Source organism: Gordonia asplenii, assembly GCF_012933505.1.
In the GTDB taxonomy this organism is placed as follows: Bacteria; Actinomycetota; Actinomycetes; order Mycobacteriales; family Mycobacteriaceae; genus Gordonia; species Gordonia asplenii.
This window is the reverse complement of sequence record NZ_JABBNB010000012.1, coordinates 151,423-173,398: the sequence shown is the minus strand read 5'-3', so window position 1 is coordinate 173,398 and position 21,976 is coordinate 151,423. Positions and strand designations below refer to the sequence as shown.

Sequence of the window (21,976 nt, the reverse complement as noted above, 5' to 3'; positions counted from 1 at the left end):
ATCACCACGCCCCACCCCACCGATCAAATCAGCAAGCGTCACCGCAGGCACCGCGACCACCGGCCCGGTCGATCCGGCGTGTGCGAGTTCCGACGGAGTCAACCACTGCGCGGCACCCACCGCGGCGGTCGGTTGCGACGTCAGTGCGTCGATGAGTCGGACGAATCGATCCACGGTGGTTCGAGCGGTCTTCTCGTCGAACAGGTCGGTCGCGTAGATGAGCGAGCCCGACCACGCCGCGGCCTCGGAGGTGGTCAACACGAACGACAGGTCCCACTGCGACGCGGCAACGGGGGCCGGCTCATGGGCGAAGGTCACGCCTGCCACCGGTACGGCAACGTCCTCGACGGAGCCGGCCGGATCGAAGGACAACATCACCTGGGCCAACGGCGAAAATGCCTGCGACCGAACCGGATCCACCGACTCGACCACCGCCTCGAAGGGCACGTCCGCGTGCGCGAACGCATCCAGATCGACGCCGCGCACTACCGACAGCAACTCGGCGAACGACGCGGACGGGTCCACCGCGGTCCGCAAGACCAGCGTGTTGACGAACATCCCGACCAGCGGCTCCAGCACCGCCTGACCACGTCCGGCCACCGGCGAGGCCACCACGATGTCGCGTGTCGCGCTCAACCGCGACAGCAGCACCGCCAATGCGGCGTGCACCACCATGAACGGCGTCACCCCGTGGGCCGACGCCACCCGGGCGACGCGGTCACCGACTTCGGCCGCAACGTCGAACTCGACTGCGGCACCGCGATGCGACGCCAGAAGTGGCCGCGGCCGATCGGCGGGCAGGTCCAACACCTCCGGCAGCCCGGCGAGACGCTGGCGCCAGAACGAAAGCTGTTGGCCCGCAACGGAATCATCGTCGGCAGGCGAGCCGAGTACCCGATGTTGCCACATCGCGAAATCAGCGAACTGCACCGGCAGCGGCGCGAACTGCGGGGCCTTGCCTGCCGCCCGCGCCGCGTATGCGGCGACGACGTCGGCGACCAACGGTCGCAGCGACAGTCCGTCGGCACCGATGTGGTGCAGCACCACAGCCAACAGCCAGGCATCACCGTCGACTCCGGTGAGGCGCGCGCGCACCGGCCACTGCGCCCCCACGTCGAAGCCGCGGCGCACCTGTGCGAACAGCTCAGCCGCGGAGTCGACGATCGCCCAATCCAGTTGTGCCCCGGCATCTTCCGCGGCACCGACGACCTGATGCGGCACACCGTCGTCGGCCGGGAACGTCGTCCGCAGAATCTCGTGGCGCGCCACCACGTCGGCCACCGCTGACCGTAGCGCCGCGACGTCGACATCTCCGGTCAGCCGCACGACGACCGGCAGGTTGTACGCTGCGTCGTCCGGATCGAACTGGTTGATGAACCACATCCGCTGCTGGGCGAACGACAACGGAATACGATGCGGCCTCGGCACGACGACACTGATCGGCTCGATTCCCGCACCGACATGGCCTGCACGTTCAGCGAGCAGCCGCGCGGTCGGGGCCTCGAAGAGGTCGCGAAGATTCAGGTCGACTCCCAGTTCGTCGCAGGCGCGGGCCACGATGCGGGCTGCCAGCAGCGAGTTGCCGCCGACGTCGAACACGGACTCCACCACACTGATCTCGTCTAGGCCCAGGACGTCGGCGAAGATCGCCGCGAGAGTCTCCTCGACGTCGGATCGGGGCGCGACCGCTTGCGCGGTGGCAGTGGCGACCGCATCCGGCAGTGCCGAACGGTCGAGTTTGCCGTTGACGTTGAGCGGCAATCGATCGAGCACGACGACGAAGTCGGGAACCATGTAGTCGGGAACTCGCGTGGCCGCCCATCGGCGAACGTCGAGGGGATCGAGGGCGGCGTCACCGGGTACTCCGACGACGTAGCCGATCAGCCGGTCGGGGCTGTCGGCAGGGGATTTGATCGCCGCGGCGGCGGCGCTGACACCTGGTGCCGACGCTAGCGCGGCTTCGACGTCGCCGAGCTCGATCCGGTAGCCGCGCAGCTTCACCTGGTCGTCGGCACGGCCCAAGAACTCCAGGCAGCCGTTGCGCAGCAACGCGACGTCGCCGGTGCGATACATCCGGTCACCCGGCTCACCGAACGGGTCGGAGACGAACCGGGTCACCGTCTGCCCGACGCCTCGATACCCGCGCGCGAGTTGATCACCGGCTAGGTAGAGATCCCCGGGCACGCCGTCGGGGCGATGGCGCAACTGCGGATCGAGGACATACATGCGCGATCCCGGCAGGGCCAGTCCGGCGTCGCTGGCGAGGGTCTGCCCGACGAAGCCCTCGCTGAGCTCGCGGCGGGTCAGATACACGGTCGCCTCGGTCGGCCCGTACATGTTGTTCAGCTGCGGACTGGTCTCGCCCCGGCGCCGCCGATCGCCGAACCAGCGTCGCACTTGGTCGAAATCGAGTGCCTCGCCCACGAAGATCATCGTCCGCACCGACGGTGGCATCGGCGGTCCGTCGGGTGAGCGCACCGCACCGGCGAGTTGATAGAAGGCGGACGGCGTCAGATTGACGACGGTGACCGACTGATCGGCGAGGACGTCGACGAAGCGTTCCGGCGTTCTGGTGGTCAGATAGTCGAGCACCACCAGCCGTCCACCGAACGCGAGCGCGACCCAGATCTCGCCCACCGAGACGTCGAACGCATAGGACTGGAACATGGTCCAGACGTCGTCGGCGCTGAAGTCGTATTCGCGGGCCATCGCCGACAGCAGGCTCACGACGGCCGCATGGGTAACCGACACGCCTTTCGGCTTGCCCGTCGAGCCGGAGGTGTACATGACGTACGCGGGATGCGCGCCATGGACTTCGGCCGGGATCAGGGCACGCGCGGTCGGATCACCGGCGGCGACGACGCCCTCGACGGTGTCCATCTTTGCGGTGTCCAACTTTGCGGCGGGCTCGTCAGCCCACGCGGCGATCGTGGCATGGTCGGTCAGGATCAGCACCGGGTCGGCGTCGGCGATGATCGCGGCGAGTCGTTGTTTCGGATGTGACTGGTCGAGCGGTAGGTATGCCGCGCCGGTCTTGACGACGGCCAGCAGTGCGACGATCAGTTCGACGCCGCGCGGGAGTGCGACGCCGACGAGTCGTTCCGGGCCCGCGCCGAGCGCGATCAATCCCGCGGCGAGGTCGTCCGACCGCTCGTCGAGCTGCGCATAGGTGAGCTCGACGCCGCTGGTGTCGGTGAGTGCGATTCGGTTTCCGAACAGGCGCGCGCTCGCCCGGAAGATTCCCGGCAGTGAGCCGAAGTCGACGGTTCCGGCTATTTCGACGGCGCTCGCCCGAGCCCGGTCGGCGGCGGCGCGGGTGCCCGCGGCGACCTCTGCGGGTGGAGTGCCGGGACGGATGGTCGGCGCCAACGCGGCTCCGACCGCCGCATCGCGGTCCAGTCCTTGGCGCTCGAGGACTCCGGCGAGCAATGATGCCCGAGCGTGCAACGCGTCGAAGGCGACTCCGCCGTTGTAGCCCTCGACCGCGATCGCGGTGGGCTCGATGACCGCGGCCAGGTGCAGCAGGTCGATCGTCGAGGGAGTCGCTCCCCACGTCCGTGCAAAGGCATCCGCCACTTCGGCGAAGTCGCCGACGATCGAACGGCGTTTGGTGTTGTCAACCCCCCAGAGAGAGCTGTCAGTCACCAGGACCTCTCCGGCGCCGGCTCATCGCAGCATCGACATTCACCGCGAACGTACCGGTCTGCGGTCGGCGATCCCCGCAGCCACCGGCGTCGGAGAACTCGCCGGCGCCACGTCATCTGATGCCCGAACAAAATTCACTGAACTGCACTCACACTCTCGAAATTTTCTACGCAACGTCGCATGGCCCAAGCGGCCACCCGCCCAGCTGGATTCTACTTCAGGTCGCCGGACAGGCCGAGCCGCAGCCGACGATCGCAAGCGTACCAAGATCTGATCGAATGCTCAGTACCAAACGGACAAACCGCAAGTCGGGAGAACAATCGACAAAACCCCTGCCCCACAACGACATGCGACGGAACAGAGGCAGACGAGAGCACGAGAGCAGGCTCAACCATCCCGCCGGTTGAGCCGGGCCGAAGCGCCAGCGCAGGCCCCCAACCCGCCGGTTGAGTCGGGCCGAAGCGCCAGCGCAGGCCCGAGTCGAAACCCCGCACGCCGACCACACCAACGGGGTTTCGACTCGGCTACGCCTCGCTCAACCGGCAGGATGGCTGCGCCGAGCCTCAAACCCCCGCCGGTTGAGCCGGGCCGAAGCGCGAGCGCAGGCCCCCAACCCGCCGGTTGAGCCGGGCCGAAGCGCTAGCGCAGGCCCGAGTCGAAACCCCGCAAGCCGACCACACCAACGGGGTTTCGACTCGGCTACGCCTCGCTCAACCGGCAGGATGGGCGCGCCGAACTCAAACAGCAGGATGGCATGCGCCTCGCCAGTACCAGCAGGATGCCTTGCGCCGAGCTCAACCAGCAGGATGGCTACGCCTCACTCAACCAACAGGTAACTGAAACAACAGAAAGAAAGCTCGCCTTTCAGGCGCTGATCAGAGCCGCCGGATGCCGGGGATCGAGCAGACCCGACCCCTCGGGAACGTCGGCCGGGTCGGTGCCCTCGGTGAGCACGCGATTGTCGGCGTCGACGAATACGACGTGCGGCGCGTACTCGCGCAGTTCGGCTTCGTTCAGCATGCCGTAGGCGATGATGATCACGAGATCGCCGGGGTGCACCAGATGTGCGGCCGCGCCGTTGATGCCGATGACGCCGGTGCCCCGGTCGCCGGCGATGGCGTAGGTCTCCAACCGTGCGCCGTTGGTGATGTCGACGATGGTGACCTGTTCGCCTTCCAGCAGGTCAGCGGCGTCGAGTAGGTCCTGGTCGATGGTCACCGAACCCACGTAGTGCAGGTCCGCCTGGGTCACTGTGGCCCGGTGGATCTTCGACGTCATCATGGTTCGCAACATTGGCTGGGTCCTCTTCCTAAGGTCTCACTCGAGTATCCATATCGTTCGCGACCACTTCAATCGTTACCGGTAGTGATGTACATCGTTTGACCGAACCGGCGACCGGAGTCACCCCTGCAACGCCGCCTGAACCGCGTCGCCGATCACCGCGAGGGCCGCCGGATCGGCCAATCCATCGTGCGTCGAGTCGACGTCGACGTTGCGCACGACTCCCGCGAACGGTTCCCAGCCGCGAGCGATCGCGGTCGGGTCGTCTTTGCCGGCGACGGCGGTGAAGACCTGCAGGGCGCCGTCGAACACCAACGGACGATGTTCGCGCACGCCGCGCGGCACGGTCGTCAGATTCTCGACGATTCGTCTCGCCTGCGCGGCCCCGACGAGACCGAGTTCGACGATGTGCCGCTCGACCGCCGCGACGACGTCGCGCCGATCATCGAGCACGTCGCCGCTCAAGTTGAAGAGTTCCCGCAGCCCGCCGAGGAGTTGCCGCGAGTCGCGTTCGACGGGTGCGTCGATCGGCACTGCGGGTGCGTCCAGCACGCCGACGTATCCGACGTCCTCGCCGTCGGCCTGCAATTGCACGGCGATCTCCTGCGCGATCACGCCGCCGATCGACCATCCGAGGACGTTGTACGGGCCGTCGGGCTGGATGGCGCGCATCTCATCGATGTAGCGGGCGGCCACCGCGTGGATCGAACCGGGCCGATCCTCCCCGCGAACCACGTATGGATCCTGCAGGCCGTAGATCGGCCGGTCGGTGACGTGCGGCGCCAGCCCGCCGTAGAACCATGCGAGGCCCGCGGCGGGGTGAACGCACCACAGCGGACTGCGCGAACCGTCGGACCGCAGCGTGATCACCACCGCATCGGCGACGGCGGCGTCGGCCGAGATCCGCCTGCCGAGTCCGCGCGGTGTCGGGTCGGCGAACAGCCACGGCAACTGCACACTCACGTGGCGCGCGCGCAGTGCGGCGACGACCCGCGCCGCCGACAGCGAATTGCCGCCGAGCGCGAAGAACGACTCCTCGACCCCTGCGTCGACGCCGAGCACCTCGCCGAAGACCTCGACGAGCAGTCGCTCGACCGCGGTGATCGGCTGCGCCGACGACGTCGACTCGGCGCGCTGCGGTGCGGGAAGTGCCTTGCGATCCACCTTGCCCGACGATCCCGCGGGCAGTTCGTCGAGCACGACCCACGTCGTCGGCCGCATGAACTCCGGCAGCTTCGCCGCCAGAACCGCGTTCACCCGCTCGACGTCGACGTTGCCCGGGGACAGGTACCCGACCAGCCGTGCGTCGGCACCCGCACCGACGACGTCGACGGCCGCCGACACGACGCCGGGCACCGCGGCGATCGCCGCTTCGATTTCGCCCAATTCCAGCCGCTGACCACGCAGCTTCACCTGGAAGTCGGTCCGCCCCAGGTACTCGATCTGCCCGTCGGCCCGCCACCGCACCAGATCACCGGTCCGGTACAGGCGTTCACCGGTGACGGGATCGGGTACGAATCTCTCGGCAGTCAACCTCGGCTGCCCGGCGTAGCCGCGCGCGACTTGAACGCCACCGAGATACAGCTCGCCCGGGAGCCCGGCGGGCAGCCTGCGCAGCCGCTCGTCGAGTATCACCGCGCGAGTGTTGCGCACCGGTGCGCCGATCGGCACCGCGGTGTCTCCCCGATTCACGCGGTAGGCGGTGACGTCGACGGCCGCCTCGGTTGGCCCGTACAGATTATGCAGTTCGGGCGCATGGTCGTCGCCGAGGACGGTCGCCGCGACGGCGGGCACCAGTGCCTCGCCCGAGGTGAACATCAGCCGCAGCGAGTCCAGACTCGCCAGCCGTTGCCCGACGACGTCGGCGAAGGTCGCCAGCATCGACGGCACGAAGTGCACCACCGACACCCGTTCGGCGTCGATCAGATCGGCCAGGTAGTCCGGATCGCCGTGCCGGTCCGCCTCGGCGACGACCAGTCGGGCGCCGATCATCAACGGCCACAGCAGTTCCCACACGGAGACATCGAAGGTGTACGGCGTCTTCTGCATGATCACGTCGGCCGTCGAGATCGGATGGTCGGCCTGCATCCAGGCCAGCCGATTCGCGATCGCACCGTGCGAGACGGTCACTCCCTTCGGCCGTCCGGTGGATCCGGAGGTGAAGATGGTGTAAGCGGCGTGCTGTGGCCTGATCCGCGGGCGGGGACGCGGTGGCGCATCGTCGCCGACGACGCCGACGACGGTGCGTCCCCGGCCGGCGACGGTCGCCGCGACTGCCGAATCCGGTGAGGCGACAACGATTTTCGCGTCGACGGTGGCCAGCATGTAGTCCACTCGGTCGACCGGGGCGGCAGGGTCGATGGGCACGTACTGACCGCCGGCGGCGAGGACGGCGTGAACTGCGACGACCATGTCCGCCGAGCGGGGCAGGCACAGCGCCACCGCGACGTCGGGGCCGACCCCGAGACGAGCCAGCCGGTCGGCGAGCGCCTCGACGCGCGCACTGAACTGCCGGTAGGTGATGGTTTCCCCGTCGGCGATCAACGCCGGTGCCGTCGGATTCGACGCCGCGGCGCGGGCCATCGCATCGGCGACGAGGTCGAGTCGACCGTCGACGACGTCTCCGGTGGACCACGCCTCGACGTCGGTTCGCCGCGCCGGCGGCAGCGGGTCCAGGTCTTCGACGCGGCCCTCCGGGTTCGCGGCGACCTGTTCGAGCAGTGCCGTCAAGATCTCGGCGAATACCTCGATCTGTGTGTCGCCGAACGCATTCGGCAGGTACTTCAGGGTCAGTCCGAGCTCGTCGCCCATCGGCGCGGTACTCAGGTTGAGCGGGTAGTGGGTCGCGTCGGACGCGCGGACGCCGGTGACCCGCAAGCCGCCCGCGTCGGCGCCGACGACGGTCAGCGACTCGGTGTTGATCGGGTATGACTCGTGCACGGTCAGGGTGTCGAATATCGCAGGCATTCCGGCCAGCCGCGCCAACTCGGGCAGCGCGACGTGCTGGTGGGTCATCACGCGCGTGTGGTCGGCCTGGATCCGGCGCAGTACTTCGTCGACGCGTGCGGCCGCGTCGAGATCGACGACCACCGGCAGGGTGTTGATGAACAGGCCCACCAGGTGATCCGCCCCGGGCAGGTCGTGCGGACGCCCGGAGACGGTTTCGCCGAAGGCGACCACCCGGTTCCCGGTGATCTTGGAAAGCAATGCGGCCCAGGCGAATTGAACGATGACGGCGAGGGTGACGTCGGTGCGCCGCGCAACCGCGGTGAGCGTGGCGACGAGCTCGCCGGGCACCCGCGTGACGAAGTCGCGGGGTCGCGCGTCGGCGCGCGGTTGCACACCGGGTGCCACCAATGTCGGCCCGCTCAGCGGTGCGAGCACCGGCCGCCACGCGTCGAGCGCGCCGTTTCCGTCCGCCTGTGCGAGCGCCCGGACGTGATCGCCGAAATCGAGGGAACTCTCTTGCCGCGGATAGCCCGAACCGGTTGCGTACAGCGCCAGCAGATCCGCGAGCACCACCGGCCCCGACCACCCGTCGAACAGGATGTGGTGGTTGGTGACGATGAGCGTCGCCGAATCCTCGTGCCGCACAAGGATGAATCGCACGAGCGGTGGCCGGTCCAGGACGAATGGGCGCGCCGACTCCTCGGCGGCGATCCGGTCGATGGCGGCACGGCCGGCCGCGTCGCCCATCGAGTCGAGGTCGATCTCGGTCCACGGCAGGTCGACGTCGGCGGGGACGACACCGACGACTCCACCCGCGGCCACCCGGACATAAGCCGACCGCAGCACCCGGTGAGTCGCCAGCAATTGTGCTGCGGCCCAACGCAACCGCGTTGAATCGACCGACGCGAATTCGATGATCGCCTGGGTCACATAGGTGTCCAGCGCGTCGCCGTCGCGGGCCAGCTCGGCCAGGAACATCAGCCCCCGCTGCAGAGGTGTCACCGGCCACAGATCCGCGCCGGGGAAACGCACCGCGAGCCGGTCCAGGTCCGCTTGCGTGACGTCGGTTCCGGGCAGATCCGACGGCGACGCCCCGACTCCGCCCGCCTCTACGGCGGCGGCCACGGCGTCGAGCTCGACTTCCCAGCGTCGCGCGATACTCGCCACGGTGCGCGGGTCGACGACGCGGCCGGCGAAGGTGAAGTCAGCCGTGAGGGTCCGCCGATCGCCGTCGTGGATCGCGGCGACGTTGACGCTCACCGCATTCGGCAATGCCATCGAGCCGCGCACCGAACTCGACAGGCGGGGCGCGTCGGCCGCGACCATCAGCCCGTCGTCGTCAGCCATGCGCCGGCGTGGCGGCCCCGCTCCCACCCGGCCCAGATAGTTGAAGCCGACGGCGGGCAGCGGCCGCGCCGCGATCGTCTCGTCCAGTCCGGTACCGTCGACGCCGTAGCGCAGCGCCGCGAAGCCCGTTCCCTTGCGCGGCAGCGCGAGCCGCTCTTCCTTCGCCGCTTTGACCGCGTGCACGACGTCGGCGCCCGGGTCGATCGCCAGCGGCATGATCGCGGTGAACCAGCCGACCGTGCGCGACAGGTCGGCGCGCGCTCCGTCCGGCACCGCCTCGTCGTCGCGGCCGTGTGTCTCGACCATGATCGCCACCGGGCGGTCCGCGACATCGCCGCCCGCATCGCGGGACCCGTGCAGGGCCCGGGCCAGCGCGCCGAGCAGCACGTCGTTGATGTTGCCGCCGAACGCATCCGCGGCCCGCGACAGCACCACCTCGGCCGTCCGGGTGGTGATCCGGTGAACCACGGACTGCGACGTCGACAGCACGTCGCGGCGCGGATCGAAACCGGCGGCGAGGCGGTCGCGCCGCTGCGGCAGTCGGGCCAGCCAGAACTCGCGCTCCCCGGCATCGGCGCGCACCGCCGAGAACCATGCCCGCGCCGACGTCACCTCCGGGCGCAATGACAGTGATCGATTGTGCGCCAACGCATCCCATGCGGTGGCCAGGTCTTCGACGATGGTCGGCCAGGAGACCACGTCGACGGCCAGATGGTGCACGGCGAGTACGACGCGCTGCCCGTCGGCGCCGACGACCAGCCCGGCCCGTAGCAGGATCCCGGCCGCGGGATCGAGGCCGGCCAGCAGCTGAGCGTGCATGCGCACCACGGCGTCGTCGAATTCGGTTGTACCGACCGATGATTCGATGTCCAACTGCGGCGATAGGAGTGACCCGGCCGGTGTCTGTCCGGTGGTCCGCACCGCCACGTCGCCGTCGGCGTCGACCACCTGCGCCGTGAGCATCGGGTGGGCCAGCGTCAGCGCTTCGAGCAGGACCGCGAGAACATCGCCGGTCAGCGAGGCGGGCACGTCGAGCACCGTCGACTGGGAGAAGTCGGCGTAATCCGATGCGCCTGCGCTGTGCTCGCGCAACCACCGCAGGATCGGCGGCACCGGGATCCGGCCGATCGCGCCACCGGGCGGCTCGGCGAGTGCGGCGGTATCGGTGAGGTCGGCCGCGACTCGGGCGAGGGCGCGAATCGTCTTGTGCTCGAAGATGTCTCGCGGCCGGATCGGCAGTCCCGCGGCGCGTGCCGCCGACGACATGCCGATCGCCATGATCGAGTCACCGCCGAGGGCGAAGAACGACTCGACCACACTGACCGACGCCACCCCCAGCAGCGCCGAGACGATGTCGGCCAGGCGTTGTTCGACAACCGTCGCGGGCGCGACGACGACCATCGGCTCGTCGGGCGGGGCGGGCAGCGCCGCGCGGTCGAGTTTGCCGACGGATGTCAGCGGCAACTCCTCGATGACGATCAACCGCTGCGGAATCATGTGTGCCGGGAGGATCCGCTCCACCCGCGACGTGACGGCGTCGACGTCGAGTTCGCCGCCGACCAGGTATGCCACCAGTCGTGTCCGACCCGCGGTGTCGGTGTCGCCCACCACCACCGCCTGCTCGATCTCCGGCTGTGCGGTGAACGCGGCCGCGATCTCGTCGAGTTCGACGCGCTGCCCGCGGATCTTGACCTGGAAGTCCGAGCGTCCCGCGAAGATCAGCTCGCCGTCGGCCGACGACCGCACCAGATCACCGGTCCGATACATCCGAGCGCCGGAGCCGGCGAATGGATCCGCGACGAAACTCGTCGCTGACATTGCGGGGCGGTTCAGGTAGCCGAGCGCGACGCCGGCGCCGGCGAGGTACAGTTCGCCGACCACGCCCGGCGGCACCCGATGCAGGCGCGCGTCGAGAACGTGCGCGGTGACGCCGGCGATCGGGCGGCCGATGGTCACCGGCCGCCCGGCCATCAGCTCACCGCTGCTGGCCCACACGGTCGTCTCCGACGGTCCGTAGAGATTGCGCATCCGTCGGCCCGGCGCCGCCCATCGAGTCACCAGTTCCGGCGGGCACGCTTCGCCGGCGGTGGCGACCAGCCGCACCGACGGCACCGCGGCAGGATCGATGGTGGCCAGCACCGACGGCGTGAGGACGAGGTGGGTCACGCCGGTCGATGCGATGACCGCCTCGAGCGCGTCGCCCGCGTACGCGTCGGGCGGGGCGACGGCGAGGGTATGGCCACCGCCGATCGCCCACAGGGTCTCGAAGAACGCCGCGTCGAAGCTCGGCGACGCGACGTGCAGGATCGTGGCGGCCCCGGTCCCCGACGTCAGCACACGTTGAGCGGCAACGAGATCGGCGATTCCGCGATGGGTCACCGCGACCGGTTTGGGCCGTCCGGTGGAACCCGACGTATAGATCAGGTATGCGACGTCGTCCAGGCGCGGCGCCCGCGCGCGCTCACCGGTTCCGACGACGGCACTGCTGCCGGTATCGAGGTCGCGCAGGTCCACCCAGCTCACCGCCGGATGATCGGCCGCCGGCCCGCCGGTCGATGAGATCGCCACGCGCGCACCGGATTCGCTGAGCAGGTAGGCGATACGTTCGGCGGGGTGCGCCGGGTCGATCGCCAGATATCCCGCGCCCGATGTGACGACGCCCCACCAGGCCAGCACGGCGTCGACGGACCGCTCGATGCAGACGGCGACGATGTCGCCGGGGCCCAGCCCCCGGGCGGTGAGGGCGCGGGCGATCGTGGCGGTCCGATCCTCGAAGTCGCGGTAGCTGATCGCACCGGTCGGTCCGACCAACGCCGGTCGATCGGGCTCTGCCCGCCGCGCCCGCAGGATCTGCGGCAGCGTCGCCGGAGTCGCGGGAGCCGCGGACAACTCGTCATCGGCCGCCGCGGCGCCGAGCAGGTCGATATCTCCAACCGCGCGGGAGTCGTCGTCGACGATCGCCGCCAACACCCGGCGATAGACCGAAGCGAGCGCGACGATCGTCGACTCGTCGAAAAGTGCTGTCGCATAAGTGAAGTCGACGACAGCACCACCAGCCGCCCCGGCGTCCACGACGGACACGGTCAGATCGACCTTGGCCTGCGCGACGTCGGTGTCGAGGACTTCGATGGTTACCCCGCCGACCGACTGCACCGTCGCCGACGCCCCGGGGGCCGCCTCGTCGTAGGTCAAGGCGATCTGGAACAGCGGAGCATGTCCCGGATCACGTTGTGGCGCAAGCGCATCGACCAGCTCGCCGAATTCGACGCCGGCGTGCGCGAACGCGTCGAGGTCCGTTCGGCGCACGGCGTCGACCAATCCGGCGATCGACAACGCGCCCGGCACCGCGACCCGCAGGACGAGTGTGTTCACGAACATGCCGACCAACCCGTCGAGCTGGGCGTCGCTGCGTCCCGCGATCGGCGTTCCGATCACGACGTCGTCGGTGACCGCGAGCCGGGCGATCACGACGGCGAGGGCGGCGTGGTGGATCATGAACGGCGTCGCCGCTCGGGCCCGCGCGAATTGCGCTACCGCGCCGGCTGATTCGGCGTCGAGCGATATCCGGTACCTGGCCGACTCGGGGCTCGCGACGGCCGCGCGGGGCCGGTCGGCGGGCAATTCGGTGAGCTCAGGCAGTGCCCGCAGCTGCGTCGTCCAGTAGTCGAGGTCGGCGTCGACGCCCCCGGTCTCGGCCTGCCAGATGGCGTAATCGGCGTAACCCACCGGCAACTCCGGCGGAGTCGGTGCACGCCCCGCCGACCGCGCCGCATAAGCGTCGATCAGGTCGGCGAGGAACGGTCGCGCCGACTGACCGTCGAATGCGATGTGGTGCAGGATGATTGCGAGCTCGGTGGTGCCGTCGCCGGCGTACCAGTGGGCCCGAAGGGGCACGTCGACGGTGAGGTCGAAGCCGGTCGACGCACCGGCCGCGAGCGCTTGCGGACCGTTGGCGTCGTACCAAGGCACCGCGGTCGTGTCGAGGATCTCCTGCCGCGGGCCCTGCCCGTCGGCGGGATAGATGGTCCGCAGTACCTCGTGTCGCTCGACGACGTCGCTCAACGCCGCACGCAGCGCCGCAACGTCGACGGCGCCGCTCATTCGCAGCCGGAGCGCGATGTTGTATGCCGCCGCGGTCACGTCGAACTGGTTGATGAACCAGATCCGCCGCTGCGCTCCGGACAGCGGAATACGTTGCGGCCGTGGCATTCTCCGCCTCATCGGCAGCCACGGTGTCGCGCTCAGCCCGGCGGCGAGTTCCCGGATCGTCGGGCGGGTGAAGACGTCGCGGACCGTCACTCGCCGGCCGGTCGCCGACGACACCCGGGCGGCCACCCGCATCGCCGACAGCGAGGTGCCGCCGACGTCGAAGAAGTCGTCGGTCACGCCGACGTCGCCGGCACCGAGGATGTCCGCGACGATCGCTGCGATCGCCCGCTCGTCGTCGGTCGCGGGTGCGATGTGCTCGGTTGCCGTCGGTACCGGTTGCGGCAGCGCGTTCCGGTCCAGCTTGCCCGCCGAGTTGCGTGGTAGATCGTCCAGCGCCATCCACACCGTCGGGCGCATATACGGCGGCAATGCCGACGCGACGGCCGAGGCGAGGACATCGCGGTGCACCGATGCCGGCGCCACGTAGGCGGCCAGCCGCGTTGCGCCACCGGCATCCTCATGGGCGGTCACGGCCGCGTGCACGACGCCGGGTACACCGGCGAGCACCGCTTCGATCTCGCCGAGTTCGATCCGCTGCCCGCCGATCTTGATCTGGAAGTCGGTCCGGCCGAGGTAGTCGACCGCACCGTCGGACCGGCGCCGGACGAGGTCGCCGGTGCGGTAGAGCCGCCGACCGCCGCCGAACGGGTCGGCGACGAACCGCTCGGCGGTCAGACGAGCGGCATTGAGGTAACCGCGCGCCAATTGCGTTCCGGCCAAATAGAGTTCGCCGGGAACACCGTCGGGGACGGCATGCAGCCGGGCATCGAGGATGACCAGGCCGGTGTTGGCGGTGGGCGTTCCGATCGGCACCGTGCCGACGGTGTCGGTGACGTCGGCGTGTGCGACCTCCACCGCCGCTTCGGTCGGTCCGTACAGGTTGACGATCCGCGCGCTCGGCAACAACTCCCGCGCCTGTGCGACAACGGCTTCCGGCAGCGCTTCGCCCGAGGCGAACAGGTAACGCAGCGTGGCCAACCGCGCCCGGACCGCCTCGCCCGACTCGCCGACGACGTCGCCGAACGCCGACAGCATCGATGGAACGAAGTGGATGGATGTCGCACCAGTCGAACCGACGAGTTCGGCCAGGTACACCGGATCGCGGTGGCCGTCGGGTTCGGCGACGATCAGCCGGGCGCCGCTGCCGAGCACCCCGAACAACTCGGGCACGGACACGTCGAAGGTGTGCGGCGTCTTGAAGATCACCCGGTCGTTCGGGGTCCACGGATACGCGGTCTGCGCCCAGGCGAGGCGGTTGCGCACGGCGCGGTGGCTGACCGTCACGCCCTTCGGCAGACCCGTCGACCCGGAGGTGAACAGCGTGTACATCGCGTGATCGGGTCGCAACGGAGCGATCCGTTCGGCATCGGTGATCGGGGGTTCGTCGGGCTCGACCGGATCGCCGGCGGTGACGGTCAGGACTGTAATCCTCTGCCCCGCAACACTGTTCGCCCACACTGATGCGTCGGCGTCGGATGCGACGAGGATCAATGCGGGGCGAGCGGTGTCGAGGATGTGCGCGGCCCGCTGCGGGGGCGCCGTGACGTCGACGGGTACGTACTGGCCCCCCGCGGCGACCACCGCGTGCACCGCCAGCACCAGTTCGGCCGAGCGCGGCATGCACACCGCCACAACCACTTCCGGTCCGACGCCGGCGACGATGAGCGTGCGGGCCAGGCTCGCCACCCGCGCGGCGAACTCCCGGTACGTCCATGACAAATCGCCCACGATGACCGCGATCGCCGACGGCGTCGCCACCGCCTGCCGCGTGACGGCGTCGGCGACCGTACCTTCGATCGCCAGCGGCTCACCCCACGACACATCGGTGATCCGTTGGCGCTCAACTTCACTGAGGATCGTGACGTCACCGAGCGGACGCGCGCGGTCAACGGCGGCGAGCACGCGCACGAACTGCTCGGCGGTGCGCCGCGCCCGCGCCCGATCGAACAGGTCCGTCGCGTAGAGGAGCGACACACTCCAGGCTTCGCCCGCCGGACCGACGGTGACACCCACGGTCAGGTCCACCTTGGCGTAGTGCTCCGCCGGCTCCACCGGCGTGAAATCGGTTCCGTACGACGGCTGGTCGCGCACATCGTCGACGGTGAGCATCACCTGCGCGAGCGGCGCGAAGGCCTCCGACCGCACGGGTGCGAGCGCTTCGACGATCATTTCGAACGGGATGTCGGCGTGGGCGAACGCGTCGACGTCGATTCTCGCGACGGTGTCGAGCAGCTCGCGGAAGCTCGCCGCGGCGTCGACCGGCACGCGCAGCACCACAGTGTTGACGAACATGCCCACGAGTGCCTCGACCGCGACCGCGTCGCGGCCGCCGACCGGCGTCGCCACCGCGATGTCCGAGGTCCCGGACAACCGCGCGAGCAACGCCGCCAGCGCGGTGTGCAGCACCATGAACACCGTCACGCCCGCCTCGACGGCCAGCGACGACACCGCCTGCGCCACATCGGCCGGGATCTCGAAGCGGACGAGGTCCGCCGCACCGGACGCGATCGTCGGCCGACGGCGATCCGCGGGCAGCTCCAACACGGCCGGCAGACCGGCCAATTGCCTTGTCCAGTAACTCTTCTGCCTGCCCAGCTCGGAGGTCTCGTCGGTGACGGAGCCCAATTCGGCGGCCTGCCATAGGGCGAAGTCGGCGAACTGAATCTCTAGCGGTGACCACTGCGGGACCTGTCCGGCGCGGCGGGCGTCATACGCCGCGAGCAGCTCGCCGACCAAGATCGGCACCGACTGGCCATCCGCCGCCGCGTGATGCACGACGATCGCCAGCAGATGCTCGCTCGACTCCGACGACCACAACCGCACCCGGATCGGCAGGTCCGCGCTGAGATCGAAACCGGCGGCCACCGCGTCGTGCACACCGTCGGCGTCGGTGACCGGCAGCCAGTCCAGGCGATCGTCCACCGCATCGACGCCATGCACGACTTGCGCTGCGACACCGTCGATCTCGCTGATGGTGGTGCGCAGGATCTCGTGCCGCCCGACGACGTCGAGTAGCGCGGCCCGCAGTGCGCCGACGTCGATCCGGCGGCGTATCCGGAGCAGGACGGGGATGTTGTACGCGCCCGACGCCGGCTCGAAGCGGTTCAGGAACCAGATGCGTTGCTGCGCCAACGACAGCGGAATATGCCCCGGGCGAGGTGACATTCGCGTCAACCGGCCGCGCGCCGCGCCGCCGCCGACGAGCGCGAGGGCACGCACCGACGGCGCCGCGAAGACGTCGCGAATGCCGATATGTCTGCCGAGGCGCTCGCTCACGCGGGCCGCGACCCGGGTCGCGGACAACGAATTGCCGCCGAGATCGAAGAAGGATTCCGTCACCGACACGTCGTCGACGCCCAGCACCGCCGCGAAGACGTCCGCGATGTGTCGCTCGGTCTCGTTGCGCGCCAACGTAATTGGTGCGGGCCCCGCCGGCTCGGCGGTCGGCAGCGCCCGGCGGTCGATCTTGCCCGCCGAGTTCAGGGCGAGGGCGTCGAGCAGGATCCATTGGGTCGGCCGTTGATACTCCGACAGCGCCGCACGGGCCGCGGCGTCCAGTGCGCGCGGGTCGACGTCGCGAGGGCTGACGTAGGCCACCAGCCGCGCCGCGCCGCCGGAGCCCGCCAGCGCCGCAGCCACATGAACGACGCCGGGTACCGATGCGAGTACCGCTTCGATCTCCCCCAGTTCCAGTCGCTGTCCGCGGAGTTTGACTTGAAAGTCGGTGCGGCCCAGGTACTCCAGCTGACCGGAACGGGTGAACCGCACCAGGTCCCCGGTGCGGTAGAGGCGGGCGCCCCGTCCGTACGGGTCGGCGACGAACCGCTCCGACGTGAGCGCGGGCGCACCCGCGTAGCCGCGCGCGAGCTGCACGCCGGCGAGATACAGCTCGCCGGGTACCCCGACGGGTACCCGCTGCAGCCGCGCGTCGAGCACGGCTACGTCGGTGTTGGCGACCGGCATCCCGATCGGTATGTCCGTTTCGCTGCCGATCACGTCGTAGGCGGTGACGTCGACGGCCGCCTCGGTCGGTCCATACAGGTTGACCACGCGCAGGTCGGGCAGCGCGGCCCGCAACGCCCGGACCGGTCCCGCGACGAGTGCTTCCCCGGAGGCGAAAACGGTACGGAGGCTGACGAGTTCGGCGAGCCGCGCGACCGGCAGCACATCGACGAACGCCGCCAGCATCGATGGCACGAAGTGCATCACGCTCACCCGCTCGGCCTCGATGAGCCCGGCGAGGTACTGCGGATCACCGTGCCGCCCGTCCGCGGCGACGACGGTGCGGGCGCCGACGACGGCCGGCCAGAACAACTCCCACACGGATACGTCGAAGGTGACCGGCGTCTTCTGCAGCACGGCGTCGTCGGGCGTCAACGGATAGTCGTGCTGCATCCAGTCCAGCCGGTTGCCGATCGCGCGCCCGGTGACGGTGACGCCCTTGGGGATTCCGGTGGAACCGGAGGTGAACAACGTGTAGGCCGCGTCGTCGGTGCGCAGTGGTCGCAGCCGCTCACCATCGGCGATCGGGTGGCTCGCGAGATCGGCGTGCATCCCGTCGGCCACATTCACCACGAGACGGCCGGACGACGACGCGGTCTCGGCGGTGGCACTCGACGCCGTCGCATCGACGGTCAGCACCACCGCAAGATCGACCGCCGACATCATCGCCCCGGCGCGCGCGGGCGGCGTAGCCGGATCGAACGGCACGTACTGCCCGCCCGCGGCGACAATCGCGTGGATCGCGGTCACCAGGTCGATCGATCGCGGGATACACACGCCCACAGCGACATTCGGACCGACACCGAGGCCGATCAATCGTCGGCCGAGCCGGAACACCCGGGCGCCGAATTCGGCGAAGGTCAGTATCTCGTCGCCGATCATTGCGACGGCGTCCGGGAAGCGGGCATAACCGGATGCGACGGTGTCGGCGAAGCGGACTCCGGTGGCCGCGCGGCGCGGCCCGCGGGCGAATTCGTCGACCCGGGCCAGCTCTGCCGGGGACACCAACCGAAGAGCGCCCACCGGTTGAGCGTCGTCGATCACGCCCGCAGCGAGGATCTGCGTTAATCGCCGCCCGAATTCGGCGACGGTGATCTCGTCGAACAGGTCGGTGGCGTAGACGACCTCCGCGGTCCACGGCCGCCCGGGTGCCTCGACGGTGACGCCCAGGCTAAGATCGAATTGGGCGGGAACATCGGTGCGCATCACGGGCGCGACGGTCATGCCGGCCTGCTCGATCGTCGAGTCACGGTGCCACGGTGAGCCATCCGATTCCCGCTCGACGCTGAGCATGACCTGCGCCAGCGGTGCGAACGCGGACGACCTCGTCGGTGACACCGCGTCGACGACGACCTCGAACGGCACGTCGGCATGTGCGAAGGCGTCGGCGTCGACGCGTCGGCAGGCCTGCACCATCGCATCGAAGGTCGCCTCGGCCCGGTAGCCCGCCCGCAGGATGAGCGTGTTGACGAACATTCCGATGACGCCGCTCATGCCGGCGCGGTCCCGGCCGCTGATCGGCGTCGCGACGGCGATGTCGTCGGTCCCCGACAGCCGGGCGAGCACCACGGTGAGCGCTGCGTGCAACACCATGAACTCGGTGACGGCGTGTGCACGCGCGTAGGCGGCGACTGCCCCGGCCGTCGACGCGTCGATTTCGAATCGGGCGACGGCGCCGCGTCCCGATGCGACCACGGGCCGCGGCCGGTCGGCCGGCAGCCGCAGCAGGTCGGGCACACCGGCGAGTTGGGTTGCCCAGTAAGACAATTGCGCAGCGGCGATCGATGAGCTCTCCTCCGCGCCGCCGAGCACTCGGTGCTGCCACAGCGCGAAGTCGGCGTAGCCGGGCGTCTCGACCTCGATCATCCCCGCCTCTGACATCCCCGCCGCGGCCGGGAGGTCCGCGTCGACGAGAGACGCGTAGTCCGCGAGCAGTTCGGCGGCGAGAATCGGCAGCGACTGCCCGTCGACGATGATGTGGTGCATTGTCAGGACGAACAGGTGGCCGCCGTCCTCGCGCGTCGCGATGCGGGCCCGCAGCGGAGGTGCGACCGTCACGTCGAATCCGGTCCGCACCGAGTCGTACAGCGCGGCCTCGTCCGGTACGAGCGCCCAATCGAGTTGTGCCGCAGCCGTATCCGGCGCGATGATCTCCTGCCGCGGTACCCCGTCGGTGGCGGGGAAGACGGTTCGCAGCACCTCGTGGCGGACGACCACCGCGGCCAGCGCCGCGCGCAGTGCGCCGAGGTCGACGTGACCACCGAGTTCCAGCAGCAGCGGGATGTTGTAGGTCGCCGGTGCAGTGTCGTACTGGTTGATGAACCACATCCGCTGCTGCGCGAACCCGAGCGGCAGCTCCTGCGGACGGTCGCCCGCGGTCACCGGTGGCAGCGCCGGGCGCGCGGTGGCCAGTCGATCGGCGAGGCCGCGCACCGTCGGCGCAAGGAGTACATCGCGCACGGTGGTTTCGACGCCGAGCCTCGACGTCGCCTGCGCGGCGACCCGCGTCGCCGACAGCGAGTTGCCGCCGAGTGCGAAGAACGACTCGGTGACACCGACTCTTTGCTGACCGAGAACCTCGGCCACGATGTCGGCCAGCGCGGTCTCGGTGGCCGTCGCCGGTTCGACGAACTCGTCGGTGTCACCGAAAGTGGGTGCGGGCAGGGCCTTTCGGTCGATCTTTCCCGCCGAGCCCAACGGCAGCTCGTCGAGGAGCACCCACCGCGTCGGACGCATGAAGGCCGGGAGATGCTCGGACACAACCGAATTGAGCTCATCGAGCGATACCGACGCCGGGCTCGCATACCCGACGAGCACGTCACCGCCGGGCCCGGCCACCACCGCGGCGGCCGCGGTGACCACGCCGGGCGCGCCCGCCAGGACCGTTTCGATCTCGCCGAGTTCCAGCCGCTGCCCGGCGAGCTTCACCTGAAAGTCGCTGCGGCCCAGATAGTTCAGCGTCCCGGTCGCGTCGCGCACCACGACGTCGCCGGTGCGGTAGAGCCGCTCTCCACCGGTGAACGGGTCGGCGACGAAGCGTTCCGCGGTCAGTGCCGGCGCCGCCGCGTAGCCGCGAGCGAGCTGCACGCCGCCCAGGTACAGCTCACCGGGCACTCCGGCCGGAACCGGGCGCAGGGACCGATCGAGCACCACCGCGAAGACGTTCGCCACGGGGCGTCCGATCGGTACTCCGGCGTCTCCCGCGCGCACACGCGCCTGCGTCACGTCCACCGCCGCCTCGGTCGGGCCGTACAGATTGTGCAGCGCGAGGCCGGGCATCGCGGTGGCGACCGACTGTGCGGTCGCCGGTGTCAGCGCCTCACCGGAGGTGAACATGAGCCGTAAAGTCGACAGCCGCGACAGTCCGCCGACTCCGACGACGTCGGCGAATGCGGCGAGCATCGACGGCACGAAGTGGATCACCGATACTCGTCGCGCAGTGATGAGTTCGGCGAGATACGCCGGGTCGCCGTGGCGCCCCGGTTCGGCGATCGCCACGGTGGCGCCCCGGGTCAGCGGCCAGAACAGCTCCCACACCGAGACGTCGAAGGTGACCGGGGTCTTCTGCACGACGACGTCGCCGATGCCGATCGGATGATCGCGCTGCATCCAGTCGAGTCGGTTGACGATGGCCTGCGACGACACCGCGACGCCCTTGGGGCGGCCGGTCGAACCGGAGGTGAACAACGTGTAGGCGAGCGAGTCCGGGCGTCGGACCGCGATCCGTTGCGCCACTTCGGGTCCCGTGACGAATGAGTCGGCCGCGGCGTCGACGAGCAGACCGCCGGCCAGCACGACCGCCGCCGCGACGGTCGCCGGTCCCGCACCCGACACGATGACGATGCGGGCACCGCCGGCCGCCAGCATCTGTTCCGCGCGAGGCGTCGGCGTGTCGACGTCGATGGGCAGATGGCCCGCCCCGGCCGCGCCCACCGCGTGGATCGCGACCAGCATCTCGACCGATCGGGCGATGCTGACCGCGACGGTGTCGTCCGCGTTCACTCCGAGGTCGATCAGCCGGTAGGCGAGCCGGGCGACGCGCGCGGCGAAGTCCGCGTATGTCACCGCGACGTCCCCGAAGGTCACCGCGATCGCGTCGGGGTGCGCGGCCGCCGCCGCGAAGACTTGCGCGGGCACCGACGCGGCGTCGAGGTCGATGCGCGGGCCGCGCGCCAGGGCGAGGGCGCGCTCCGCCGAACGCGGCGAGGTCAGCGCGAGCGACGCGATGCGACGGTCGGTTCCGTCGGTCAGTCCGGTGAGGATGGTGAGGTAGCTGTCGAGGAGTTCGTCGACGAGGGCAGCGTCGAACGCGCTCGGCAGGAACTTGAGTGACAGGCGCAACCCGTCTCCGATGGGAGCCGCGATCAGACTCAGCGGATAGTGGGTGCTGTCGCGGGTGGTGGCGTCGATCAGGTTCGCGCCCTGTTTCCCTTGGGACGCAACGGCTTCGGTGTCGACCGGATACGACTCGTAGACGGTCAGGGTGTCGAAGAGCGCCGGAAATCGCGTCGTCGCGGTGATCTCGGGCAGACCGACGTGCGAA

General features: G+C 69.7%; 3 protein-coding genes (1 of these 3 cut by a window edge). All 3 read right to left on the bottom strand.

All coding sequences use genetic code 11. The features are described 5' to 3' along the window. On the bottom strand, positions 1–3,645 hold a 3,645-nt coding region (locus tag HH308_RS13645), incomplete at its 3' end, for a non-ribosomal peptide synthetase (RefSeq protein WP_170194757.1). An 864-nt stretch (positions 3,646–4,509) separates the two neighbouring features. Continuing rightward, positions 4,510–4,938 carry an aspartate 1-decarboxylase gene (gene panD, locus HH308_RS13640; RefSeq protein WP_170194756.1) on the bottom strand — a complete coding sequence of 143 codons (429 nt, stop codon included), beginning with the start codon at positions 4,936–4,938 and terminating at the stop codon, positions 4,510–4,512. Positions 4,939–5,046: 108 nt separating this feature from the next. Continuing rightward, positions 5,047–21,976, bottom strand: partial view of a non-ribosomal peptide synthase/polyketide synthase gene (locus tag HH308_RS13635; RefSeq protein ID WP_170194755.1) — the 3' portion only. The gene runs 11,237 nt beyond the window's last position; the window shows 16,930 of its 28,167 coding nt (coding positions 11,238–28,167); its start codon lies off the right edge, out of view — the gene reads right to left on this strand; it ends in the stop codon at positions 5,047–5,049.

What these genes read in the sequence shown, in the direction of transcription:
- panD (WP_170194756.1), bottom strand. Translation starts at nt 4,938, where the DNA reads ATGTTGCGAACCATGATGACGTCGAAGATCCACCGGGCCACAGTGACC.